Annotated in this window: 22 protein-coding genes; 4 read left to right on the top strand and 18 right to left on the bottom strand. The window is 49.4% G+C overall.

Going from position 1 to position 24,789, the window contains the following annotated elements; genetic code table 11:
* Positions 1–2,717 (bottom strand): DNA translocase FtsK (locus AC6R0L_RS18395; protein WP_500630078.1); only part of this gene is annotated, 2,717 nt, incomplete at its 3' end.
* Positions 2,718–2,887: 170 nt separating this feature from the next.
* Positions 2,888–3,382: a leucine-responsive transcriptional regulator Lrp gene (lrp, locus tag AC6R0L_RS18390; RefSeq protein WP_284190498.1), complete on the bottom strand. Its 495-nt coding sequence runs from the start codon at positions 3,380–3,382 to the stop codon at positions 2,888–2,890.
* A 156-nt stretch (positions 3,383–3,538) separates the two neighbouring features.
* On the opposite strand from lrp, the gene ald reads away from it, so the two are divergent.
* Positions 3,539–4,663 carry an alanine dehydrogenase gene (ald, locus tag AC6R0L_RS18385; protein WP_500630077.1) on the top strand — a complete coding sequence of 375 codons (1,125 nt, stop codon included), beginning with the start codon at positions 3,539–3,541 and terminating at the stop codon, positions 4,661–4,663.
* A gap of 114 nt (positions 4,664–4,777) precedes the next feature.
* On the opposite strand, the gene yfbV is transcribed toward ald, so the two are convergent.
* Positions 4,778–5,230, bottom strand: a complete 453-nt coding sequence (gene yfbV / locus AC6R0L_RS18380) for a terminus macrodomain insulation protein YfbV (protein WP_500626114.1) — start codon at positions 5,228–5,230, stop codon at positions 4,778–4,780.
* A 345-nt stretch (positions 5,231–5,575) separates the two neighbouring features.
* Here yfbV and AC6R0L_RS18375 point away from each other — a divergent pair, with 345 nt between their 5' ends.
* Together AC6R0L_RS18375 and pta are read left to right on the top strand one after the other, a co-directional pair.
* Entirely contained in the window at positions 5,576–6,772 is a 1,197-nt protein-coding gene (locus AC6R0L_RS18375) for an acetate kinase (protein WP_334552522.1), read from the top strand.
* Positions 6,773–6,929: 157 nt separating this feature from the next.
* A complete protein-coding gene (gene pta, locus AC6R0L_RS18370; protein WP_487901124.1) occupies positions 6,930–9,074 on the top strand; it encodes a phosphate acetyltransferase in 2,145 nt (714 codons plus the stop codon).
* A 62-nt stretch (positions 9,075–9,136) separates the two neighbouring features.
* On the opposite strand, the gene AC6R0L_RS18365 is transcribed toward pta, so the two are convergent.
* Positions 9,137–10,408, bottom strand: a complete 1,272-nt coding sequence (locus AC6R0L_RS18365; protein WP_500630076.1) for an MgtC/SapB family protein — start codon at positions 10,406–10,408, stop codon at positions 9,137–9,139.
* A gap of 101 nt (positions 10,409–10,509) precedes the next feature.
* A complete protein-coding gene (locus AC6R0L_RS18360) occupies positions 10,510–11,460 on the bottom strand; it encodes a glutathione S-transferase family protein (RefSeq protein ID WP_500630075.1) in 951 nt (316 codons plus the stop codon).
* Positions 11,461–11,869: 409 nt separating this feature from the next.
* On the opposite strand from AC6R0L_RS18360, the gene AC6R0L_RS18355 reads away from it, so the two are divergent.
* Positions 11,870–12,655 (top strand): hypothetical protein, encoded by a 786-nt coding sequence (locus AC6R0L_RS18355; protein WP_487901121.1) that lies wholly within the window; start codon positions 11,870–11,872, stop codon positions 12,653–12,655.
* An 89-nt stretch (positions 12,656–12,744) separates the two neighbouring features.
* Here the strand turns inward: AC6R0L_RS18355 and ptsG are convergent, their stop codons facing one another.
* The 13 genes from ptsG to rpmF all read right to left on the bottom strand — a co-directional run bounded on the left by ptsG (position 12,745) and on the right by rpmF (position 24,766).
* Complete coding sequence (gene ptsG / locus AC6R0L_RS18350; RefSeq protein WP_500630074.1) at positions 12,745–14,175, bottom strand: PTS glucose transporter subunit IIBC; 1,431 nt, start codon at positions 14,173–14,175, stop codon at positions 12,745–12,747.
* 444 nt (positions 14,176–14,619) lie between these two features.
* Positions 14,620–15,387: a TatD family hydrolase gene (locus AC6R0L_RS18345; RefSeq protein WP_487901119.1), complete on the bottom strand. Its 768-nt coding sequence runs from the start codon at positions 15,385–15,387 to the stop codon at positions 14,620–14,622.
* Positions 15,378–16,340, bottom strand: a complete 963-nt coding sequence (holB, locus tag AC6R0L_RS18340; RefSeq protein WP_500630073.1) for a DNA polymerase III subunit delta' — start codon at positions 16,338–16,340, stop codon at positions 15,378–15,380. Before holB ends, AC6R0L_RS18345 begins: the two co-directional genes overlap by 10 nt.
* A gap of 1 nt (position 16,341) precedes the next feature.
* The gene (gene tmk / locus AC6R0L_RS18335) at positions 16,342–16,992 is read right to left on the bottom strand and encodes a dTMP kinase (protein ID WP_500630072.1); all 651 of its coding nucleotides are present in this window, start codon (positions 16,990–16,992) and stop codon (positions 16,342–16,344) included.
* Positions 16,989–18,005: an endolytic transglycosylase MltG gene (gene mltG, locus AC6R0L_RS18330; protein WP_334552531.1), complete on the bottom strand. Its 1,017-nt coding sequence runs from the start codon at positions 18,003–18,005 to the stop codon at positions 16,989–16,991. The genes tmk and mltG overlap by 4 nt, the downstream gene beginning before the upstream one ends.
* Positions 18,002–18,805: an aminodeoxychorismate lyase gene (gene pabC, locus AC6R0L_RS18325; protein WP_500630071.1), complete on the bottom strand. Its 804-nt coding sequence runs from the start codon at positions 18,803–18,805 to the stop codon at positions 18,002–18,004. The genes mltG and pabC overlap by 4 nt, the downstream gene beginning before the upstream one ends.
* A gap of 84 nt (positions 18,806–18,889) precedes the next feature.
* Complete coding sequence (gene fabF, locus AC6R0L_RS18320; RefSeq protein ID WP_500630070.1) at positions 18,890–20,134, bottom strand: beta-ketoacyl-ACP synthase II; 1,245 nt, start codon at positions 20,132–20,134, stop codon at positions 18,890–18,892.
* 91 nt (positions 20,135–20,225) lie between these two features.
* On the bottom strand, positions 20,226–20,459 hold the full coding sequence (gene acpP / locus AC6R0L_RS18315; RefSeq protein ID WP_498017902.1) for an acyl carrier protein: 234 nt from the start codon (positions 20,457–20,459) through the stop codon (positions 20,226–20,228).
* A gap of 305 nt (positions 20,460–20,764) precedes the next feature.
* A complete protein-coding gene (gene fabG, locus AC6R0L_RS18310; RefSeq protein ID WP_500626164.1) occupies positions 20,765–21,499 on the bottom strand; it encodes a 3-oxoacyl-ACP reductase FabG in 735 nt (244 codons plus the stop codon).
* Between the two features lie 26 nt (positions 21,500–21,525).
* Complete coding sequence (fabD, locus tag AC6R0L_RS18305; RefSeq protein ID WP_487901115.1) at positions 21,526–22,452, bottom strand: ACP S-malonyltransferase; 927 nt, start codon at positions 22,450–22,452, stop codon at positions 21,526–21,528.
* Positions 22,453–22,559: 107 nt separating this feature from the next.
* Positions 22,560–23,540, bottom strand: a complete 981-nt coding sequence (locus AC6R0L_RS18300; protein WP_334552535.1) for a beta-ketoacyl-ACP synthase III — start codon at positions 23,538–23,540, stop codon at positions 22,560–22,562.
* Between the two features lie 5 nt (positions 23,541–23,545).
* Positions 23,546–24,586, bottom strand: coding sequence for a phosphate acyltransferase PlsX (gene plsX, locus AC6R0L_RS18295; protein WP_334552536.1), 1,041 nt, complete (start codon positions 24,584–24,586; stop codon positions 23,546–23,548).
* 9 nt (positions 24,587–24,595) lie between these two features.
* Positions 24,596–24,766, bottom strand: a complete 171-nt coding sequence (rpmF, locus tag AC6R0L_RS18290) for a 50S ribosomal protein L32 (protein WP_014232495.1) — start codon at positions 24,764–24,766, stop codon at positions 24,596–24,598.
* Positions 24,767–24,789 lie beyond the last annotated feature (23 nt).

The following is a 24,789-nucleotide window of genomic DNA, read 5'->3' as shown; positions in this document are numbered from 1 at the left end:
CGAGATTGCACTACGTGCTCGACCACTTGATCAAACAGAGGGTCCATCTCTTCATCACCTTCGGGCTTCTCGCCCGGTAGCAACGCTTCTGGCCCTTGGTCTCCGTTGGTGATCTCATCAATATAGTTTGGCTTGCCGCGTGCCTTCCAGTTGTTGACCACCGCATGCACATCGTCATCTGAAGCAAATGCCCCATGGACGCGAATGGTGTGACTCGATCCGGAAGGAAGATACAACATATCACCCATACCCAGCAGTGACTCTGCCCCCCCTTGATCGAGAATGGTTCGAGAGTCCGTTTTGGTTGAAACGGTAAATGCAACCCGCGTAGGAATGTTCGCTTTGATCAAACCGGTAATAACGTCTACTGAAGGGCGCTGCGTCGCCAAAATGAGGTGGATACCCGCGGCGCGCGCTTTTTGTGCTAAACGCGCGATCAACTCTTCGACTTTCTTCCCGACCACCATCATCAGATCGGCAAATTCATCCACGATCACTACGATATAAGGCAGCTTTTCGAGCAGCGGTGGATGCTCATCCATACTGTCACCCGGTTGCCAGAGCGGATCGTGGATTGGGTGGCCCGCATCTGCCGCCATTTTCAGCTTGTCGTTGAATCCTTTGATGTTCCTAACGCCCAGTGCAGACATCAACTTATAACGCCGCTCCATCTCGCCAACACACCAACGCAATGCATTGGACGCATCCTTCATGTCGGTCACCACTTCAGACAACAAGTGAGGAATCCCTTCATACACTGACAGCTCAAGCATTTTCGGGTCAATCATGATAAAGCGGACATCTTCTGGGGTCGCTTTATAGAGGATACTCAAGATCATGACGTTCACCCCGACCGATTTACCTGAGCCTGTGGTACCCGCCACCAACACGTGAGGCATTTTCGACAGGTCCGCCACCACGGCTTCGCCCGCAATATCTTGACCAAGGACGACGGTCGTCGGTGATTTAGCGTTAACAAACGCTTGGCTGCCGACCACGTCGGAGAAATAGACCGTCTGGCGACTCATATTCGGCAGTTCAAGGCCAACATAAGGCTTACCAGGGATCACCTCCACCACTCGCACCGCCATCGCTGAGAGTGAGCGTGCTAAGTCCATCGATAAACTTGAGATGCGGCTTACTTTCACCCCTGGTGCCAAATCCAATTCAAAACGAGTAATCACCGGTCCTGGGAATATATCCACCACCGAGGCGGTGATTTTATAGTCCGCTAACTTAGATTCCACCAGACGAGCTATCTCCTCTAACGCATCGCGATCAATAAAGTTTTCTCGCTTCTCTGGGTGGTACAAAAGCTCGAGCGTTGGCATAGGCTCGGTCGGTTTCGGCAAGTTTTGATCTTGCTGAACCAAAAACGGGTTCTGAGACGCGACCACTTTGGCTTGCGCTTCCGCAACTAAGTTTTGCAGCGCGGCCGCATCTTCGTCTTGTGCTACATCGACGTCGCCCTCGTCATCATCTGTTGAGCCGCCCTGTTCATAAATAAACACTTCGACGGGTTCTTGTGGCGTAAAGCTTGGCTCAGGGTCGTCTTCGACCACATCAAAGCTGGAGATACGAGGTTGCTCATCCTCTTCAATATCAGGGAGTGGCGAATCATCACGATCGTGAAAAGCGGGCTCGTCTTGCCAAGGCGGAGTAAGCTCTTGCTCGCGCTCTTGCGACTGCAACTCGCTGGACGCTTGAGTCAAAATCGGTTCAGGGGCGTAATCGTTGGCGCTATTGGCCGCCGCATCGAGCTCTTCTATAGTGGCACCAAGCTGCTTAACACGCAGGTTACTCTGCTCGTCATCCTCTTGCTCGTCGTAGTGATAAAGCGGCGTCTCTGGCGCAGAGGTGGACGCTTGAGTGGCACTATTGTCCGGCATATGAATATTGTAGCGACGTGTCGCGGACTGAGGAGATACTACCTCGCTGACTGGCTCCTCACGCTCTGAATCCGCTTGGATGGCAGGCGACGTGTTCATACCTTCTCGCGGCTCATGCTCTAATGAGTCAGGTTGCGTCGCATCCGGTTCGGTCAAGGTCGGCGCAAACACCTGATCCTTCTCACCGCGCAGCTTATTGATCACCCAAGTGATGGCACCAATCGCCTGCTCGCCAATCCAATCCACGATCGTTAGCCAAGAAATCCCGGTCAACAGCGTAAAACCCGCGCCCCACAAAAACAGCAGCACTAGCGTGGTGCCTAGCACGTTGAGTGTCGGCAGAGCGAGACTGGTCAGCACATCACCGATAACGCCGCCCGATGAAAAGTACCAGATATCGTCGAAGTTGATGTCGGCAAGACCGCAACTGGTGAGAATCAATATAGTTAAGCCGAGTAAGCGTGTGCCCCAAAGCATAAAATCGAGCGGCTCATCTTCGCCTCGTTTACGAAACAGAACCCATGCGGTCATTGCGATGACCACTGGAATAGTGTACGCCAGTGAGCCAAACGTAAAAAACAGTGTGTCCGCGAGCCAAGCCCCGACAATACCACCGGCATTTTCAATCTCCATACCCCAGGCGGTTTGCGACCATGATGGATCGGCCGCGCTGAAGGTCAGCAGAGCAACAGACAGTAAAATAGCGGCGAGGAAAACCACGATTAGGCTGCATTCTTGTAAACGCTCGGAACCGGAAAGGCGCGTCTTTTGACGATGGTCCCCAGTGTCGACGATGGTTTCGACTTTGTTTTTGGTTTCTCGGAACATAACCACTCTAACATACTGAAAAAAATAGCCCGAACAGCCAAGCTGCACGGACTATTGATTTAACCACATCGGCCTACAAAACCCAATTATGAAAAGTCAGAATATCGAAAGGGATTCTCACTTTGTCTCGCCTTCGCCCTGCATAGTCATTCCCATACTAGGCTTAGGGATTAACGAGTTTTGATCACCAATTGATTGGTTTGTTTCACTTCTTCCATAACCACGTAAGTACGTGTGTCATTAACACCGGGTAGACGAAGTAGTGTATCCCCTAGCAGTTTACGATAAGCACTCATATCCGAAACACGTGTTTTCAAAAGATAGTCGAAATCACCAGAAACAAGATGACACTCTTGGATGTCGTCAAGCTTCTGTACGGCTGCATTAAACTGTTCAAACACGTCTGGAGCACCACGGTTTAGCGTGATCTCCACAAACACCAATAGAGACGCGTCTAGGTACTGAGGGTTGAGCAACGCTGTGTACCCAGTGATGTATCCCTGACGCTCTAAGCGTCTTACACGCTCTAAACACGGAGTGGGCGAAAGACCGACTCGTTTAGACAATTCTACATTCGAAATTCGACCATCTTTTTGCAACTCATTCAGAATATTGCGATCGATACGGTCTAGATCCTTGGACGGCTTCTTATTGTTGTCTGCCATTTTTTATTCCACCTTATTACTTCCTTGCAAAAATTTATACTACAACTTCTTAATATACGGTATCAAATTTTATTACATCCTAACTATACTAGGCATTAATTCGACAGAATTACCCTAAGTACAGTTGATACAACCATTTATCGATAAGGAGTCAGGATGATCATTGGCGTACCAAAGGAAATTAAAAACCACGAATACCGTGTGGGCATGATCCCAGCCAGCGTCCGCGAGTTAGTCTCACAAGGCCACCAAGTGTTTGTTGAAACCAATGCCGGCGCAGGCATCGATTTTTCAGACGATGATTACATCGCTGTAGGCGCATCCATTCTTCCTACTGCTGCCGACGTATTTGCGAAGGCAGAGATGATTGTAAAGGTTAAAGAACCTCAAGCTGTCGAGCGAGCCATGCTCCGCGAAGGGCAAATTTTATTTACTTATTTACACCTCGCACCAGATTTTCCACAAACTGAAGAGCTAATCAAGAGCAAAGCCGTCTGTATAGCCTACGAGACTGTAACAGATAATATGGGTCGCTTGCCACTATTAGCGCCAATGTCTGAGGTTGCGGGTCGAATGTCTATCCAAGCCGGTGCGCAAACCTTGGAAAAATCGCACGGCGGACGTGGTTTGCTGCTAGGTGGCGTACCGGGTGTTGAACCTGCAAAAGTGGTGGTCATCGGTGGTGGTGTGGTCGGTGCAAACGCGGCACGTATGGCCGTTGGTCTGCGCGCAGATGTGACTATCCTTGACCGAAATGTCGACACTTTGCGCCGCTTGGACGAAGAGTTCCAAGGCCGTGCGAAAGTCGTCTACTCAACCAAAGACGCGATTGAAAAACACGTACTTGAAGCGGATTTGGTCATCGGCGCGGTATTGATCCCAGGTGCTGCGGCGCCGAAGTTGGTCACTAAAGAGCACATCGCCAAGATGAAACCAGGCGCGGCGGTAGTGGATGTTGCTATCGACCAAGGCGGCTGTTTTGAAACCTCTCACGCGACCACGCACGCCGATCCGACCTACATTGTCGATGACGTTGTCCACTACTGTGTGGCGAACATGCCGGGTGCGGTTGCGCGCACGTCAACCTTCGCTCTTAACAACGCGACCTTGCCTTACATTGTCAAACTGGCCAATAAAGGCTATCGCCAAGCGCTACTCGAAGACAAAGGCTTCCTGGAAGGATTGAACGTTATTCACGGTAAAGTAACTTGCCAAGAAGTGGCGGAAAGCTTTGACCTTGAGTACGTCGTTCCAGAACAAGCGATCGCGATGTTCAACTAAGCTTTAACAGCAACAACAAACAAAAGCGCTTGTGCCGAAACACAAGCGCTTTCTTTATTCTATTGATTCTAAGAATTGGCTCTGACCAAGCCGTAAGGATCAATCCGAGAACGCTTAAAACCAGCGCTCTAATGACGCACGATCTAGCTGTTTAAACGCTCGGTTAAGTAGACGCGCCAACTCTTTATAACGCGGACGAGATTTCATCGGCTCTAGCGCGCCTCCACTGTCGACAATTTTCTGATGGATTTCTCGATACCAGCCGGCCAACGCAGGAGGAAGTACAGTGTTCGAACGATTGCCGAGCCACCACATGCCTTGAATGGGCATACTGATGGCAAACAAGGCGATGATCACCGCCTGCGGCATAGCCTGATAGTTGTTGAACGCCATTTGAGTCAGCACACTGATGGCTGCAATCGCAGGCATGACCTTCACACCAAACCGAGTCGCCTTAATGATGCGTTGCTCTGGAAACAGCATGTTAAGCTCTTTGCGCATCGGCCAGATTTCCATGTATTTTTGACCGTCACGTAGGCTATGAATCAAACCGACTTTATTACTCATACGACTCTCTCACTGGTTTAGGCGACCAAATTAAAATTTAGTTGAAGAATTAAACTTTCTAAGTAAAAAATTGATAAAAGTTAATATTCTTTCAAAATTTTTTGTTATTATTCTCTATTATCGTTATCCTTCGCGGACCCACAATCTCATTGTTGCTGTTATTTACAATTTACGCAACTCTATGGGACCTATCTGCAAGGATGCAATGGTAACGTTCGGGAGACGTTACTGTCTCTTTATACGGAATTCGACGTTTTTTTGACCAAGATTAGTACGCAGCGAACCTCGTATCGTCTATTCTTGTGATTAATTTTTATCCTAACTGATTATTACAGGTAGCCACTCATGTCAAAGCTAGTTTTAGTTTTAAACTGCGGTAGTTCTTCTCTTAAGTTCGCTATTGTTGATGCAGCAAACGGCGACGAGCACCTAACCGGTCTTGCTGAATGTCTTCATCTTCCAGAAGCGCGTATCAAATGGAAGCTAGATGGCAAACACGAAGCACAACTTGGTGAAGGCGCTGCGCACGATGAAGCTCTTTCTTTCATCGTTGAAACTATTCTTGCTTCTAAGCCAGAACTTGCACAGCAACTGAAAGCGATCGGTCACCGTGTGGTACACGGCGGCGAGAAATTCACGCAATCTGCGCTTATCACTGACGACGTACTGAAAGGTATCGAAGACTGTGCAACGTTGGCACCTCTTCACAACCCAGCAGCGATCATTGGTATTAAAGCGGCTCAAAAAGCGTTCCCTGGCCTACCAATGTCTGCGGTATTTGATACGGCTTTCCACCAGTCTATGCCCGAAGAAGCGTACCTATACGCACTGCCATACAACCTGTACAAAGAGCACGGTATCCGTCGCTACGGCATGCACGGCACATCACACCTATTCATCGCTCGCGAAGCAGCTGAGCGTCTAGGTAAACCGGCTGACGAGTTGAACATCATCAACTGTCACCTAGGTAACGGCGCATCTGTGTGTGCAATCAAGAACGGTAAATCAGTAGACACCTCCATGGGTCTGACACCGCTTGAAGGTTTGGTGATGGGTACACGCTGTGGTGATATCGACCCTGCTATCATCTTCCACCTACACGACGCACTAGGTTACTCTGTTGAGCAAATCAACACCATGCTAACTAAAGAGTCTGGCCTACAAGGTCTAACTGAAGTGACGTCTGACTGTCGTTTCGTTGAAGACAACTACGGTCAAAAAGAAGAAGCAACGCGTGCGATGGACGTATTCTGTCACCGCCTAGCGAAATACGTAGCGGGTTACACTGCGACACTGGAAGGCCGTCTAGACGCGATCGTCTTTACTGGCGGTATCGGTGAAAACTCTGGCCCAATCCGTGAGATGGTATTGAACCGTCTAGGCGTATTCGGTATCGAAGTAGATGGTGAAGCAAACCTGAAAGCACGTTTTGGCGGTGAAGGCACCATCACAACTGCAGACAGCCGCATCCCAGCAATGGTGATTTCGACCAACGAAGAGCTTGTCATTGCCGAAGACACTGCTCGCCTTGCAGGTCTTTAATCAGATTCACCGGCTAGCCAAGTGCTAGCCGGTTTTCTAACTGAAGTCGGTCAATTACAGCTAACTGTGATGACCAAGGGGCACAACTGGCATTCTCCCTCTCTATCGTTTATGTCACTGTGCTTAACTCCCCCTAATAGCTAAAGGTACTCTACGAATGTCTCGTACTATTATGCTTATCCCTACCAGTGCTGGCGTCGGTCTGACCAGCGTGAGTATGGGTGTTCTTCGCGCTATGGAGCGTAAAGGCGTTAAAGTTTCTTTCTACAAGCCAATCTGTCAACCTCGTAGCGGTGGCGATCAACCGGATCTCACCTCGACGATTGTGGGCCGTAACAGCGATGTGAAAATCGGCCAGCCAATGCCGATGTCTGTCGCGGAAAGCTTGATCGGTAACGACAACATGGACGAGTTGCTAGAAACCGTCGTTGAACGTTACAACCAGATCAACAAAGATGCAGACGTAACCCTGATCGAAGGTCTTGTGCCAACGCGTAAGCACCCATTTGCCAACCAAGTGAACGCGGAAATCGCGGCCACATTGGGCGCAGAAATCGTGCTTGTCGCCACACCGGGTACCGATAACCCTGCGCAACTGAAAGAGCGTATTGAAGTTGCGTGTTCAAACTTTGGTGGCACTAAGAACAAAAACATCTCTGGCGTGATCATCAACAAGCTCAACGCACCGGTTGACGAAGCGGGTCGTACTCGCCCTGATCTGTCTGAGATCTTTGATGACGCCGACAGCGCGAAGCAAAGCGAGCTAAAAGTGATGGAGATCTTCAACACTTCTCCTATCCGTGTACTAGGTTGTGTGCCTTGGAGCATCGATCTCATCGCGACACGCGCTATCGACATGGCAGAGCACCTAAAAGCAGACATCATTAACGCCGGTGACATCAACACTCGCCGCATTAAGAGCATCACTTTCTGTGCGCGCTCTTTGCCAAACATGATCGAACACTTCAAACCGGGTTCACTGCTTGTGACTTCAGCAGACCGTCCTGACGTTATCGTTGCCGCATCACTGGCGGCAATGAACGGCGTCGACATCGGTGCTATTTTGCTGACCGGCGGCTACGACATTCCTAAGGAAATCGCAGGTCTGTGTCAGCCAGCGTTTGACACGGGTCTACCTATCTTTAAAGCACAAGGTAACACGTGGCAAACCTCATTGAACCTGCAAAGCTTCAGCATCGAAGTTCCCGCAGATGATAAAGAGCGTATCGAGTTCATCAATGAACACGTTGCTGGCCACATCGACGGTAACTGGATTGAGTCTATGACTGAAGGCACGCAAAAATCACGTCGCCTAAGTCCACCAGCGTTCCGTTACCAGTTGACTGAACTGGCGCGTAAAGCAGGCAAGCGTATCGTACTTCCAGAAGGCGACGAACCACGTACAGTGAAAGCGGCGGCCATCTGTGCAGAACGCGGCATTGCTGAGTGTGTGCTGCTAGGTAACCCCGCTGAAATCCGCCGCGTTGCAGAGCAGCAAGGTGTTGAGCTTGGCGCTGGTGTACAGATCATCGACTCAGACGCTATCCGTGAAAACTACGTTGCTCGTCTAGTTGAGCTTCGTGGTGCAAAAGGCATGACTGAAGTGGTTGCACGTGAGAAGCTGGAAGACTCCGTATTCCTTGGCACCATGATGCTAGAAAACAACGAAGTCGATGGCCTAGTTTCAGGTGCGGTTCACACTACGGCGAACACCATCGTTCCTCCGTTCCAAATCATTAAGACTGCGCCGAATGCGTCTATCGTTTCATCTGTGTTCTTCATGCTACTTCCAGACCAAGTACTGGTTTACGGTGACTGTGCGATCAACCCAGATCCAACGGCGGAACAATTGGCGGAAATCGCAATTCAATCTGCCGACTCTGCAGCGGCCTTTGGTATTGATCCTCGCGTTGCGATGATCTCTTACTCTACCGGTGAGTCTGGTAAAGGTGCAGACGTCGATAAAGTGCGTGAAGCAACACGCATTGCTAAGGAGAAACGTCCTGATCTTGTGATTGACGGTCCGCTACAGTACGACGCGGCGATCATGGAGAATGTGGCAGCGTCTAAAGCACCGAACTCACCTGTTGCAGGTAAAGCGACGGTATTTGTCTTCCCAGACTTAAACACAGGTAACACGACGTACAAAGCGGTACAGCGTAGTGCTGACCTTGTTTCTATCGGTCCAATGCTTCAAGGTATGCGCAAGCCGGTGAACGACCTATCTCGTGGTGCCTTGGTTGATGACATCGTCTACACCATCGCACTGACTGCGATTCAGGCCGACCAAGAGCAGAAGTAAACACGGCTCTTGCGTGACTCTTTTAAGCCCTCCGACTACTGGAGGGCTTTTCTATTTCCCTATTATTGCAAGCCATACATTACGGCGCCGAGCATAACGGCGCAGCTCATAACCGGCACCAATTTGTGCCATAGCGCCCGGCCACCAATGATGGCCACCATCAACATTTTTACTAACGTATTCACCGACGCCGCAATTAAGATCGCCAGCGATGCCACCTCTACGCTTAATATGGTCACGCTTTGTCTGCCCAGCGCGAGAGAAATTGCATCGACATCTGTCATGCCAGAGATCCCCGCCAGGATCAGCACACCCGATTCACCAAACCACTCAGTCAAGGCATGCGAAAGTAAAATGATCCCCGCGAGCACCAAACCAAACAGCAAGGCCGATTGCAACGCAAGTGGGTTACTTTGCTTGCTATTGGGTTCGACAGGCTCGATATGACAGCGGCGCCAAATCCACCATGCGGGCAGATAGAGTGCTGCCATCGTCACTAACGCTGGGTAAGCGATTTGCTCGACCAGTAAGGGGTTAATCACGCTTAGCACAATCAGTAAACGCGGAAACATGGTGCCACAACTGACTAATATGCCCGTCGCGAGTAAACCGCTCAAATGCGGCTGTTCCCGTGATAGATGAGAAAATTGCAATGTTAGCGCCGTCGATGAGCTCAATCCAGCAAATAGCGAAGTGAACAAGATACCCCGTTTGGTACCGCCAATTTTGATCGCAAAATAGCCCACAAAAGAGATGCTTGCGATCAACACCACCATCCACCAAATTTCATATGGATTGAGCGCATTCCAAGGCCCAAAGGTTTGATTGGGCAGCAAGGGCAATAAGACGATGGAGATCATCAATAGCCGCAGTGCCGCGTCCAATTCGTACTCTTGTAGACGTTGCAGCGCTTGGTGCAGTTCGCGTTTGTTATCAAGCACCACTGCCGTAATCACCGCCGCTGACGCAGCCAAGACAGCGTACCCCGAGACCGTGAGCGCGCCGAGAACAAAGGTCATCAGCAAGCTGACCACACCGGTAATACTGATGCTGGTGCTGTTTTTTTGCTGCGCGACAAACGCCACACAAGCAAGAATCACCAAGGCGACAAAAGCAAAACCAAGCAGTAAAGGGGAATAGACTTTGGCTAAAATCGTGACCAGCGCGCCGAGTACCGCTACGAGAGAGAAGGTTCGGATCCCTGCAACGCGCGTGCCTTCCGCATTATTGCGCATCACCCAGCCACGCTGTGTCCCAACAATCGCCCCAAGCATCAACGCAATCAAAAGATGCCAAAAGAGCTGCTCATCGCTGACGAGATGTTGTAACTCCATACGCCCTCCCACTTGCTAACTGTTCAATGTTAAGTGTAGGAACTAACGCAGATAATTCTGTGATAGGGCATAAAAAACCCCGCGAAGTGCGGGGGATTAAGTTAAGCGCTGATGGCCTCTCGTCCGTGGGGAGAATCGAGGTCTAATTCTGGTCCTTTAGGTACCACTTGTGTGGGGTTGATCCCGGTGTGACTGAAATAGTAATGGCGCTTAATATGATAAAAATCTGTGGTCTCTTTGACCCCTTCCACTTGGTACAACTCTTTTAGATAACCGTGCAAGTTCGGGTAATCTTCAATACGCTGCTTATTGCATTTAAAGTGGCCCACATACACAGCATCAAAACGAATCAAGGTGGTAAACAAACGCCAATCGGCCTCCGTTACCTGACCGCCCGCTAGGTAGCGATGACTCGCGAGATGAGTATCAAGCTTATCCAACGCAGAGAACAGCTTATCGTATGCTTCTTCGTACGCTTCTTGCGTCGTCGCAAAACCGCAGCGGTAGACACCATTATTGACGTTGGGGTAGATAAAATCGTTCCACTCATCAATCACTTCGTGGAGATGGTCTGGATAGTAATCGAGGGTATTGCCCGTCAAGTCGTTGAACGCATGATTAAACATACGGATGATTTCTGACGACTCATTGCTGACAATGGTGTTGTGCTTTTTATCCCACAAGACAGGCACCGTAACGCGCCCTGTGTAGTCGGACTTAGCCTGAGTGTAGATTTGGTGCAATCGCGTATGACCAAACAGCGGCTCAGGCAGCCCCATTTGCCAGCCTTCACTCATCATATCTGGGCAGACCACAGTGACATCAATATGAGGCTCCAGCCCTTTTAGGCGGCGAAAAATTAGAGTTCGGTGAGCCCAAGGACACGCGAGCGAGACATAAAGATGATAGCGCCCGGATTCCGGCGCAAAACGCGCGCCCTCTTTATTGACGACCCAATCACGAAACCCGGCGTCTTCGCGCACAAATTGACCGCCGTTTGATTTAGTGTCGTACCACACATCGTGCCACACGCCTTCAACTAGCTTGCCCATAATTCACCTTCGTTATTCTCGTTCACTGTAAAAACCTTGCTTTTACTATAGCGAGTTGATTCAAAATGGCAGTAAGGGAAATTAGACGAACTTGGTCAACATATTTGAATAACTGCCAGCAAACTTACTCATAACCGGTAGAGATAAATGAAAGCAATCCTTTGACTCATCTATTCCTAGCCTCTCCACTATGAGCGCTGAAACTTGATATACCTTCCAGTAAATCGCAACAATTTCCATACCTCTTGCTAACGTCACGGAGAACATCACATTTCAATCAAGACATACATCTTCGATTGTTATGTGTTTAATAACCCCCTCTCTATGTTTCTCATTTTTTGATCTCATTAGGATACGTCGTAAGCGCCCTCTCCCTTCGCTGGCGCACAACAACGAAAAAGGTATAACGATGAAAAACACCACGATTTGTGCAGTGGCTCTGGCCCTCGCTTCTAGCCCAATTTTTGCTGCGGACTCGGATGAGTTGCACGCGTTCGATCCACGAAATACCCAATCTCGCATTGGTACTATGGTCAATACAGACAGCGGTGAGCTAAAGCTGTTTGCCGGCTATGGCGCTGCCAACCTTTACGATGCGGGACCAGAAGGCAAAACTCAAACCGTGCTCTTTGGTGAATACTTTACGGATACAGATAACATGCGTGCACGCATGGCGCATTTTGACAGTCGTGTGGGCGGGGTTTATATCGACTTGTATGGCACTAAGCTGGCAGACTCCTACACCGCAGGCTACATGCTGCCTCTGGAAGCCGCCAACGGCACCACAAAGTTTTTCCCTTCAGTGAATTACACTTATGTGGATGTCGACCTCAATAAAGCGGCAGGCCGCATCGCCAAAAACAGTGGCGGTAGCGTTGATGAGATTCAATCTGTGCTGCACTCTGTGGGGGCGAAAGATGCCCACTTAGCATCGGTCAACCTTTACGCCTTGCAGCCTTGGAATGACACCCACTACACCGTCATTCAAGCGATGGCTGGACAAGCTGTCGATGGTATTGATGACCTCAACTTTGTCGATTTGATGTGGGTTCAAGGTATGCAAGCGTATGTGAATGGTCAGAACATCAATATCTTTGTGGAAGGCCGCTATCACAATATTGAGACCGAAGTCCTAGGCCCGAAAAAGCGCAGCGAAGATGCGAAAATTTCATTGGGGATCGATTGGCGTTTCTGAGTGTCAGCCGTGCACATTTAGTAACGCTAAGCCATAAAAAATGCCAGTCACTTGACTGGCATTTTTCTATCTATCGATGAGGGTAGGGATTATCCGTTGTTACGAATCCACTCATCCATATCTGTTTTAAGGTTGTCAGACTTAGTACCGAAGATAGCTTGAACACCACCTGCGACGACTACAACGCCTGCTGCACCCAATTTCTTAAGTTTGTCTTGGTCAACCACTTCTGTGTCCGCAACCGCAACACGTAGACGAGTGATACACGCGTCAAGACCTGTAATGTTTGCTTTACCGCCGAACGCTGCAACAAGCTCACCAGCCATGTCTGAACCAGACGCCGCCGCTTCAGCTTGAGTTTCGTCTTCACGACCAGGAGTTTTTAGGTCCATCGCTTTGATCACTGCGCGGAATACTACGTAGTAGATTGCTGCGTAAACAAGACCAGTCGCGATCATGATACCCATCTTCTGAGCGTTGCCAGAAAGTACTAGGAAGTCGATCAAGCCGTGAGAGAATGATGTACCGTGTACGAAGCCGATAGTGTTAGCAACAACGTATGCAGAACCAGCAAGTAGAGCGTGGATTCCGTAAAGTAGTGGCGCAACGAATAGGAATGAGAATTCGATTGGCTCAGTAATACCTGTTAGGAATGAAGTCAACGCTGCTGACGCCATGATACCCATAACTTTAACGCGGTTCTCTGGCTTAGCAGAGTGTGCAATCGCGATAGCCGCTGCTGGTAGACCGAACATCTTGAACATGTAGCCACCTGCAAGCTGACCGAAGCCATTACCTGCTGCGCGAGACGCTTCATCTGCTACTAGGTAACATGTCAGTACGCCGTTTTGAGTTTGACCTGCTGCGTTCACACATTGACCTGCTTCGAAGAAGAAAGGTACGTTCCACACGTGGTGTAGACCGAATGGGATCAATGAACGCTCAACGATACCGTAGATACCGAAGGCAAGTTGTGGGTTTTGCTCTGCAGCCCAGTGAGAGAACGCACCGATCGCTGAACCAATTGGTGGCCAGATGATAGACAGTGCGATACCCAGTGCGATAGCTGCAAAACCAGTGATGATTGGCACAGCACGCTTACCAGCGAAGAAGCCAAGGTACTCAGGCAGTTGAATGCGGAAGAAGCGGTTAAACGCCCACGCAGCCACACCACCGACTAGGATACCACCGAGAACACCCGTATCGATTTTCTCAACGCCCATCACGCCAGCCATAACGCTTAGTGTTGCCGTCATGATGCCGTAACCAACGATAGCAGCAAGACCCGCTACACCGTCGTTGTTAGTGAAGCCTAGAGCGACACCCACTGCAAATAGCAGTGCCATCTGGCCAAATACTGAACCACCCGCTTGTTCCATTAGGTTTGATACAATCTCTGGAATGAAACCAAGGTTGGCAGCACCAACACCAAGTAGGATACCTGCAACAGGCAATACTGATACTGGTAGCATCAGTGATTTACCTACTTTTTGCAGGTTAGCAAAAAGATTCTTAAACATGTTTATGCTCCTGAAAAGTTATAAGAATTATCGGGCACTAACGGCACACCCCCGCAGCCTTAAATGTTAGCACCCAAAGAAAATGTAACCACATATGACAGTATATTTTCTGCCTCTAAATATATCTTGATGGTGAACAAACTTTCTAGCGCGTTACGAAAATAAGTTTCAAACTACTAGATAGATCACAATAACGAAGCGCTAAACAAGGCCCTTATACCAACTTATCCCCATGAAAAATATGAACTTTTTATTGCACAACATTAATTTTGTGGCGTAAATAAAATAGAATAGATTGTTATTTTATGTAACAAAATTACATTTGAACAAATTTTGGCTCGCATCTTCAACAGATTTGGTGAACACTGGTTTGATGAGTCAGATACGTGACGCTTGTAACAAAAAAAAAGGGCGAGCGCCCCTTTTTTATACCGCTATTAATTTCTATCTTAAAAAAAGTTTTTTGAAGTTCGTCGTTGTGGCTGTGGCCACCTCATGCAGGCCGCATGACTTAAGCTTCGCGATGTATGCCGCCACTTCAACCACATAGGCAGGTTCATTCTGTTGGCCACGATGAGGAACCGGTGCCAAATAGGGTGAATCGGTCTCAATCAACAAGCGATCAAGTGGCAACGCTTTAACCACGTCTTTCAACTCCGTTGCTTGTCGAAACGTCACGATACCAGAGATGGAAATGTAAAAGCCTAACTCCATCGCTTGCTTAGCAAAGGTAAGATCTTCCGTAAAACAGTGTATGACACCACCGCATTTCTCTGCATGCCCTGCTCTTAAAATAGCCAGAGTATCTTCTCGTGCGTTGCGTGTATGGATGATCAGCGGCTTATTCACATTGACCGCGAGTTCAACCTGCTGCTCAAAGCGCAGTTTTTGCAGATCAGCGGTTTCCGGCTGATAGTGATAATCCAGCCCCGTTTCACCAATCGCGACCACTTTCGGATGACGAGCGTATTCATGTAAGCGATCAAGGGCAAAGTCACTTTCGACGTCTAATGGATGAACCCCACACGACGCGTGTACGTTGTCATAAGGCTCGATCATAGCCAACATATCGGGAAACGAATCAAGCGTTACCCCTACCGAAAGCAACTCGGTGACGTTAGCAGCGTTGGCTTTCTTTATGACATCAGCCACATCATTATGTCGCTCTTGGTAATCAAGCTTATCCAGATGACAGTGCGAATCTACGAACATAATTCCTCTTTTAATGAGAACAACCAACTCATGATCAGTAACTCTGCGTTGAGCCCTGGGTGGTCACTCAGTTGATTAATAAGTTTAGTCAGTGATTGTGTATGTTGGTAGAGCTGCGCGTAAGACACTGTCTCTGCTAAACGCTGACAACCAGGCGTCATCGCCTCATCCCTCACTGAAAAATGAACTTTTTGTGCGTCGGTCAGCAAGGTCCATAACCAGGGTAAAGACTCATCAGGCGCTTTCGCCAATTCCTTCGCAAGCTTCACCCCATCGTCTTGGCTGACCAAAAACGCGAATAAGGCAGACTCTAGCTGCTGATACTGAGCTTCCCCCCCCTGCTCAATAAACGCCAACGTATCGAGCGGTGAGTTCGCATGAATATGGGCGGCAAAGGCTGGCACCGCCTTTTGTGTGTGATATGACAACCACTCTGCGACGTCGGTGGCATTCGGCGTATTGAGATACCATTGCTGGCAACGACTGGTGATGGTGGCAAGCAGATGATTCTGACGGTGCGTCACCAACAGGAACAGACAGTTTTCCCCTGGCTCTTCCAAGGTTTTGAGCAAAGCGTTCGAGGCGGACGTGTTCATTGCCTCAGCCGGTTCAATCACAAACAGTCGATAGCCACCAAGTTGGGACGATTCTTGCGCTAACCGGTTGCACTGCCGCACCTGTTCAACCGTGATCGCTTTGCCCTCTTTTTCAGGCACCACTCGATGAAAATCGGGATGGCTTTGCGATTGCATCAACTGGCAACCATGACAAAACCCACACGGCTCAGAGTGGTCGTGTTGGCACATCACTGCTCTTGAGAGTCTGTCCACCAACTGCTCTGCCCCCATGCCACTCTGTGCAATCAACATCGAGGCGTTGGCAAAACGCTGGTGTTCGAGGCTCGATTTCCACTCCGCCCAAAGCGGCGTTAACCAAGGGTACAGCTCGTTCATACTAGGCGACGCCTTGCTCAGTCTGAGCCTCTAGCCAGCCTTTCAACGCCGCAGAGATATCAGCAGCCACTTGATCTATGGATTGCTCAGCGTTGATGATCAGAACCGATGCATCATGGCGCGCGATCTCAAGATAGCGTGCGCGAGTACGATCGAAAAAGCTCATGTCCATTTTTTCAATTCTGTCGAGTTCACCCCGACCACGCGCTCGCTCAAGACCTACTCGTGGGTCGATGTCTAAGTACAAGGTCAAGTCGGGCTTAAAGTCGCCTAGTGTCGTCTGTTTGAGTGCCGACATCGTCTGAGCGGCAATCTGTCGGCCGCCACCCTGATAGGCTTGCGAGGACATATCATGACGATCGCCCACCACCCACTCACCTTTTGCCAAGGCCGGTTTGATGACATTTTCCACCAGTTGGACACGCGCGGCATACATCAACAGCAGCTCCGTCATGTCTTGCAGCACTTCCCCCTCATGCTCTTGCTTGACCAAGTCACGTAACTTTTCAGCCAACGTGGTGCCACCGGGTTCGCGAGTTTGTTGAATCGAAGTGATGCCCGCCGCTTGTAACGTGGTCAATACGGCTTGAATCGCGGTGCTTTTACCCGCGCCTTCTAATCCTTCGATAACAATAAATTTTGCTTGTGTCATTGTTTACTTCTTAACTGTTTTAAATAGGCTCGGACCGCGCGGTTGTGCTCAGCCAATGTTTTTGAAAACACATGACCGCCGGTTCCACTGGCGACAAAGTAGTAGTAATCCCCATTCTCAGGGTTGGTCGCCGCTGCAATTGAGGCTTCACCCGGCATCGCGATCGGCGTAGGTGGCAGACCAAAAATGACGTAGGTGTTGTAAGGCGTGGGCGTACGAAGGTCTTTCTTACGTATGTTGCCGTCGTAGCTGTCGCCCATACCATAGATAACCGTCGGATCGGTTTGCAAACGCATACCTTTGTTGAGGCGATTAACAAACACTGACGCGACTCGCTCTCGCTCTTCTTCCACTGATGTCTCTTTTTCAATGATAGAAGCAAGAATGAGGGCTTCATACGACGATTTCAATGGTAAATCACGCTGACGTTCTGCCCAGTGATAATCGAGCACCTGAGTGAGCTTACGTGATGCTCGCTCAAGAATATCCAACTCTGACGCTCCGAAGGTATAGTGGTAGGTTTCGGCTAAGAACATGCCTTCTAACTTCTCCACATCGAGCTCTAGCGCTTGGGCAATCTCCGCTTCCGTCATCTCTGTCGTATCATGCGTCAGATGCGGCGCTTGAGACAGCGCTTCACGCCACTCTTTGAACGTCGACCCTTCAACAAAGGTGATCGAAAACTGGTGCTCTTTACCCGACTTAAAAAGCAGCAACGCTTGACGTAGCGTCAGGCCAGGTTCCAACAGATAGGTGCCCGCTTTTACTTGAGTAAGCTCGGGATAAAAGCGTCGAACCAGCGGCGTTAAATCGCTCGGTTCGATAAGGTCGCTCTGAGTAAGGTCACTTAACACTCGCTGAAAGCTGGTACCGGTTTTAAGGGTAAAAATGCGTTCTTGTGTCATCGATAGGGGTTGATTGACGTACTCATTCACTTGGTTAGTGATGTAGCGGTAACCCGCAAAAGCAATCAACAATATAGCAATCAATAAATAGGTGATTTTCTTAATCACGAGGAAAGGTTCTCCTGAAATCGTCGAGTTTGTGGTCCAATGGTGAACATTTTGTGCGAAATAGCGCTGACCGGTGCGACACCTAACAAGGCGTTGCAGATGAAGACCTCGTCGGCCTGTTCAATATCGCAGAGCGTGAATTGCCCCACTTCAATGTGCAATCCCATTGTCAATGCGCATTGAAGCACGCGCTCTCTCATTGTCCCCGCGACCCCCGCAAGAGTAAGGTCGGGGGTAAATAGCGTGTCTTCGCGACACCAAAACAGGTTCGCCATCGTGGTTTCTATCACGAAGCCATCAATGTCGAGTGCCAAGCCATCTGCATAGCCTTGCTCGTCTAACTCTTGTTTGAGCAACACTTGCTCAAGTCGGTTGTTGTGTTTGTGACCGGCAAGGAGTGGGTTGTGGCCTAAACGCCGCTCGCACACGCCAAGTGCTACGCCATTCTGTTGCCATTGTTCATAATGGGCGGGAAATGGAAAGTGGCTAATAGTAACATTGGGTGTCGTGACGTGCGCAGGGCTATATCCGCGCCCACCTTCTCCTCGGCTGACATGCAGCTTGAGACCGGCTTTCGCTGCAGGCAATGACGCGGTTTCTAGCCATTGTCGTACTTGCTGCCAATCTGGAAACTCAATACCCAGCAAACGCAAGCACGCTTCCATTCTCGTCACATGGGCTGACCATTCCTCAATCTGACCATGGCGAGTTAGTATGGTCGTAAAGCAGCCATCACCATATTGAAACGATCGATCACTTAGCGCGATTGAGTCCGCTCTTTGTCCGTTGACCCAAAACATCCGTCCACCTTAGAAAACAAAACGGCTTAATACCGAAGCATTAAGCCGTTTTAACACAAATCACCCGACTACACGTAGCACGGTTTAGATCTTTTTGAACACCAAAGAGCCGTTGGTACCACCAAAGCCGAATGAGTTACATATCGCGTAATCCATCGATACCTCTTTCGCAGTGTGTGGCACAAGATCGATATCCTCTAACCCTTCTTCCGGGTTATCAAGGTTGATCGTCGGCGGCACAATTTGATCGCGCAAAGAGAGCACGGTGATGATCGCTTCTACTGAGCCCGCAGCACCCAACAAGTGTCCTGTCATCGACTTGGTTGATGACACTTTAACTTGTTTCGCGCCCGCTTCACCCAGTGCACGGCGAATGCCTTTCACTTCCGCGACGTCGCCTGCTGGCGTCGATGTACCGTGTGCGTTCACGTAGCCAACTTGTGTGCCTTCGACACCTGCATCACGCATGGCCGCTTCCATTGCCAATGCACCGCCTGAGCCATCTTCACTTGGCGAGGTCATGTGGTAAGCGTCACCTGACATACCAAAGCCAACCACTTCAGCGTAAATTTTCGCGCCACGCGCTTTCGCGTGTTCGTACTCTTCTAGCACCATCATGCCCGCGCCATCACCAAGAACAAAACCGTCACGGTCTTTGTCCCAAGGGCGAGAGGCTTTTTGAGGCGCATCATTACGAGTAGACAGTGCTTTCGCTGCACCAAAACCTGCCATACCAAGTGGGGTTGACGCTTTTTCTGAGCCACCCGCCACCATCGCTTCGCAATCGCCATACGCGATCATACGCGCTGCATGGCCGATGTTGTGCAAACCAGTTGTACACGCCGTCGAGATCGCAATATTTGGACCACGTAGACCACGCATAATCGATAAGTTACCCGCCACCATGTTAACAATGGTCGATGGGACGAAGAACGGACTCACTTTACGTGGACCTTTCTCAACCAATGCTGAGTGACCCGCTTCAATCAAGTCAAGGCCACCAATGCCTGAACCGATAGCGACGCCCACTCGTGCGGCGTTTTCTTCGTTAATTTCTAAGCCAGAGTCATCAAGAGCTTGAATACCTGCTGCGATACCGTACTGGATGAACAAATCCATCTTACGTGCATCTTTCTTTGACATGTATTCTGTGCAATCAAAATCTTTGACTAGGCCTGCAAAACGAGTTGAGAAATTTTCAGTATCAAAGTGCTCGATATTGACGATACCACTTTGACCAGCTAGCAGGGCTTTCCAAGAGGATTCTACAGTGTTGCCTACCGGTGACAACATACCCATGCCAGTGACAACAACACGACGCTTGGACACGATTTTATTCTCCGGGTTTGAAATGATTCTATGGGAGGTATAGAAGAGTTGATAAAACACAGGCGGCCAGTTGGCCGCCTGAGAGAGGGGTTTACTGAGCGCTGTTTACGTAGTCGATTGCAGCTTGAACAGTAGTGATCTTCTCAGCTTCTTCGTCTGGAATCTCAGTGTCGAATTCTTCTTCTAGAGCCATTACTAGTTCAACAGTGTCTAGAGAATCGGCACCTAGGTCATCAACGAAAGAAGCTTCGTTTTTCACTTCTGTTTCGTCTACACCTAGCTGTTCAACAATGATTTTCTTTACGCGTTCTTCGATGTTGCTCATTTTTTCTTTTCCTTTACAGATTTCGCTCAATGCGATGATTCCGTAGTTTATTCGAACTATTGAAAGTTGCAAGTGGGACCTTGCTGGTCAAACCACAATTTTAGCGATTTTAACCGAAATTCAATACATTTTTGACTTAAATCATGCACAAATCTTGTGCACTTCGCTGCCAATAAACACTGACTATAGGCTATTTTTATGACATTAAATAGCCAATTTGGCGACATTGGGTACAAATTGAAGATTCAGCAAAGTTTCGAGTGATATTTGATGTAAAAGTTCACTTTCACTTGCTAAAGCTCAATTTAAACCATGTACATCCCGCCATTTACGTGCAAAGTTTCGCCGGTGATGTATCCCGCTTCTGGGGACGCCAGAAATACCACTGCAGACGCAATCTCACGTGGGTCACCAAGACGACCCGCTGGGACGTTCGATAGTGTTGCCGCACGCTGATCGTCGTTCAATGCTTTGGTCATGTCTGTCTCAATAAAGCCAGGTGCCACGGTGTTCACTGTGATGCCGCGAGACGCAACTTCACGTGCCATTGATTTAGTAAAACCAATCACGCCCGCTTTCGCTGCCGCGTAGTTAGCCTGACCTGCGTTACCCATAGTGCCAACCACAGAACCTACGTTGATGATACGGCCATGACGCTTTTTCATCATGCCGCGCAATACCGCTTTTGACATACGGAAAATCGGCGTGAGGTTGGTATCGATGATGTCATTCCACTCATCATCTTTCATACGCATCAGCAAGTTGTCACGTGTGATACCCGCGTTATTCACTAGGATGTCAATCGCGCCAAACTCGTCATTAATGGTTTTCAGGGTTGACTCGATGGAGTTCACGTCTGTGACGTTTAACGCGAGTCCTTTACCTTTGTCACCTAGGTATTCGCTGATCGCTGCCGCACCGCCTTCAGAGGTTGCAGTACCGATCACTGTCGCACCACGCTCAACCAATAGTTCAGCGATAGCACGGCCGATACCACGGCTAGCACCGGTAACCAGTGCGATTTTACCTTCAAGATTCATCATGTTTGTTGTTTCCTTTGAGTCGCTTATGACTTAGCTGCTTCGAGTGAAGCGACATCGTTAACGGCTGCGCCGCTAAGCGTTTTTACAATACGTTTCGTCAAGCCAGTCAATACTTTACCTGGGCCAAATTCTAACAGTGATTCGACGCCTTGCTCGCTCATGAGCTGAACACTTTCCGTCCAACGCACCGGGCTGTAAAGCTGACGCACCAGTGCTTCTTTGATTTTCGCAGGATCGGTCTCTGCCACGACATCCACGTTGTTGATGACGGGTAAAGACGGCGTGTTGAACTCGATCTCTTCTAGTGCAACCGCCAGTTTATCCGCCGCAGGCTTCATCAGAGCGCAGTGAGAAGGCACAGAGACAGGTAAAGGCAACGCACGCTTTGCGCCCGCTTCTTTACACAAGGCGCCCGCACGCTCCACCGCCGCTTTACTGCCGGCGATAACAACTTGACCTGGCGAGTTAAAGTTAACAGGAGAGACAACCTCGCCTTGCGCTGCGTCTTCACACGCTTGAGCAATCGCGGCATCGTCAAGACCGATAATTGCATACATAGCGCCCGTGCCCGCTGGTACCGCTTCTTGCATTAAGCGGCCGCGCAATTCAACCAGCTTGATCGCCTGCTGGAAATCAATCACACCTGCACACACAAGTGCAGAGTACTCACCTAAGCTGTGACCCGCTAGGTTGGCTGGCAGCTCTTGTCCTAGCTCTTGCCACACACGCCATACCGCAACCGAAGACGCTAGCAGCGCAGGCTGGGTGCGAAATGTCTGGTTAAGATCTTCCACTGGCCCGTCTTGCACCAACGCCCAAAGATCGTAACCGAGTGCTTCTGAAGCCTCAGCAAACGTCGCTTTCACTACTGGGTATTGCTCGCCAAGTTCAGCCAACATGCCAACGGCTTGCGATCCTTGACCTGGAAATACGATAGCAAACTTGCTCATACTCTTTTCCTTAACTCAATTTCTTTTAAGACTTGATTCGGTTGCTCTTTCTGCTGTCAGAAAGAAAAGATGCCACTGCGGCATCTTCAATTTGAATTCTTGCGTGATTAAAACTTCACTAGGGCTGAACCCCATGTGAAGCCACCGCCAAAGGCTTCAAGCAGCAAGGTTTGCCCACGCTGAATACGCCCATCACGTACGGCTTCATCAAGTGCAGTCGGTACTGTCGCCGCAGAGGTGTTACCGTGCCTATCCAGTGTAACCACGACTTGATCCATCGACATCGCCAACTTCTTCGCGGTCGCAGAAATAATGCGAAGGTTCGCCTGATGTGGCACCAACCAATCCAGCTCGGTTTTATCCATGCCGTTTTGCTTGAGAGTTTCTGTCACGAGGCGAGACAACTGAGTCACCGCCACTTTGAAGACTTCATTACCCGCCATGTGCAACCAGCTATTGATGTCATCACTGTGCTCAAAGTCACTGCTGATTTCTTCACGGCGATTAGGGTATTTCAAGCTCAGTAGATCGCCAAAGCGACCGTCGGCATTAATGGTGGTCGACAAAATACCCGGCTCATCACTCGCGCCTACGATAACCGCACCAGCGGCATCACCAAACAAGATCACGGTCGAGCGATCACTCGGGTCACAGGTTTTTGATAACGCATCAGCGCCGATCACCAAGATGTGTTTGCAATGACCGGTTTTGATGTACTGATCGGCCACCGACAGTGCGTAAACAAAGCCGGAACACGCCGCAGCCATGTCAAACGCTGGGCAGTGTTTAATGCCAAGCAAGGCTTGCACCTGACACGCCGCTGATGGAAATGCATGTGAACCACTGGTGGTCGCGACAAGAATCATGTCGATGTCGTTCTTGTCAATGCCTGCCATCTCGATAGCATTTTTCGCCGCTTGGTAACCCATATCTGCGACGGTTTCATTTTCCGCAGCAATACGACGCTCTTTAATACCCGTGCGAGCAACAATCCACTCATCACTTGTATCTACCATTTTCTCTAAGTCTGCGTTTGAACGCACCTGAGATGGCAGGTAGCTGCCAGTACCTAAAATTTTGCTATACATGAAGACTAGTAATGCCTCTCTTGGGGTTGCTGATCGAACAGAACCGTTTCCAAACGATCACTAATACGGCTTGGTACTTGTCGTTTGACCTCGTGTAGTGCTTCACCAATGGCATTGATGACCGCGTCTACATCAGCACTTCCATGGCTTTTTATGACAATGCCGCGCAATCCTAGCAAACTTGCGCCGTTATACTGGTCGGGGTTCAGGGTTTTTAGCTCATTAAATAAGCCAGAAAATAATTTTCTTGCAATCCAACCCTTTATAGATGAGGCCATCATGTGTGATTTCAACTTATCGATAAAGAGTTGCGCTGTCCCTTCACAGGTTTTGAGGCAGATATTACCCACAAAACCATCACAAACGACGACATCAGCGGCATCGCGTAACAATTGGTTGCCTTCAATATAGCCGACAAAATTGACCGACTGAGTCTGAGAAAGCATTTCAGCGCAGCGTTTAACGAGATCATTACCTTTGATCTCTTCAGCGCCGATATTGAGAATAGCGACTCGTGGCGGTTTACCCAAGTATTGTTCGACTAACGCACTGCCCATCACCGCAAATTGAAACAGCGAATCGGCGTCACTCGAGACATTAGCACCTAAATCCAACATCCAGGTTTTACCGCCGGATGCCGTTGGCAACGCGGAAATTAACGCAGGACGTTCAATACCAGGTAAAAGCTTAAGCTTGAAGCGTGACAATGCCATTAACGCGCCGGTGTTGCCACCGCTGACACACGCATCCGCTTCAGCGTTGGATACCGCATCGATTGCCATCGCCATGGACGTGTTCGCACTATTGCGCAGCGCTAGAGAAGGTTTTTCTGAGTTAGAAATGACTCGGTCACTGTGCACAACGCGTAACCGTGCGTTGGACTGAACACCAAGTTGGGAGAGTTGGGTTGTGATCATGTGCTGATCACCCAAGATGATCACTTTTAGCTCTGGGAAATGCGACAGTGCCTGCACGGCGGCAGGCACTGTAACGCGAGGACCGAAATCCCCGCCCATTGCATCAAGTGCAACGGTTATATTTTGCAAAGGTCAACCTTACTTGTTGATAACCTTCTTGCCGCGGTAGTAACCTTCAGCAGTCACGTTGTGACGTAGGTGAGTTTCACCTGAAGTTGCGTCAACAGAAAGTGCAGCTGTAGTTAGGGCATCGTGTGAACGACGCATACCACGCTTAGAACGTGTTTTACGGTTTTTTTGTACGGCCATTGACCCTACTCCTATGTTAGTTC

The sequence above is a fragment of the Vibrio sp. R15-SG3-ISO1A genome (assembly GCF_059833955.1).
Note: the sequence above shows the minus strand (reverse complement) of the source record. Positions and strands in the feature narration are given on the sequence as shown.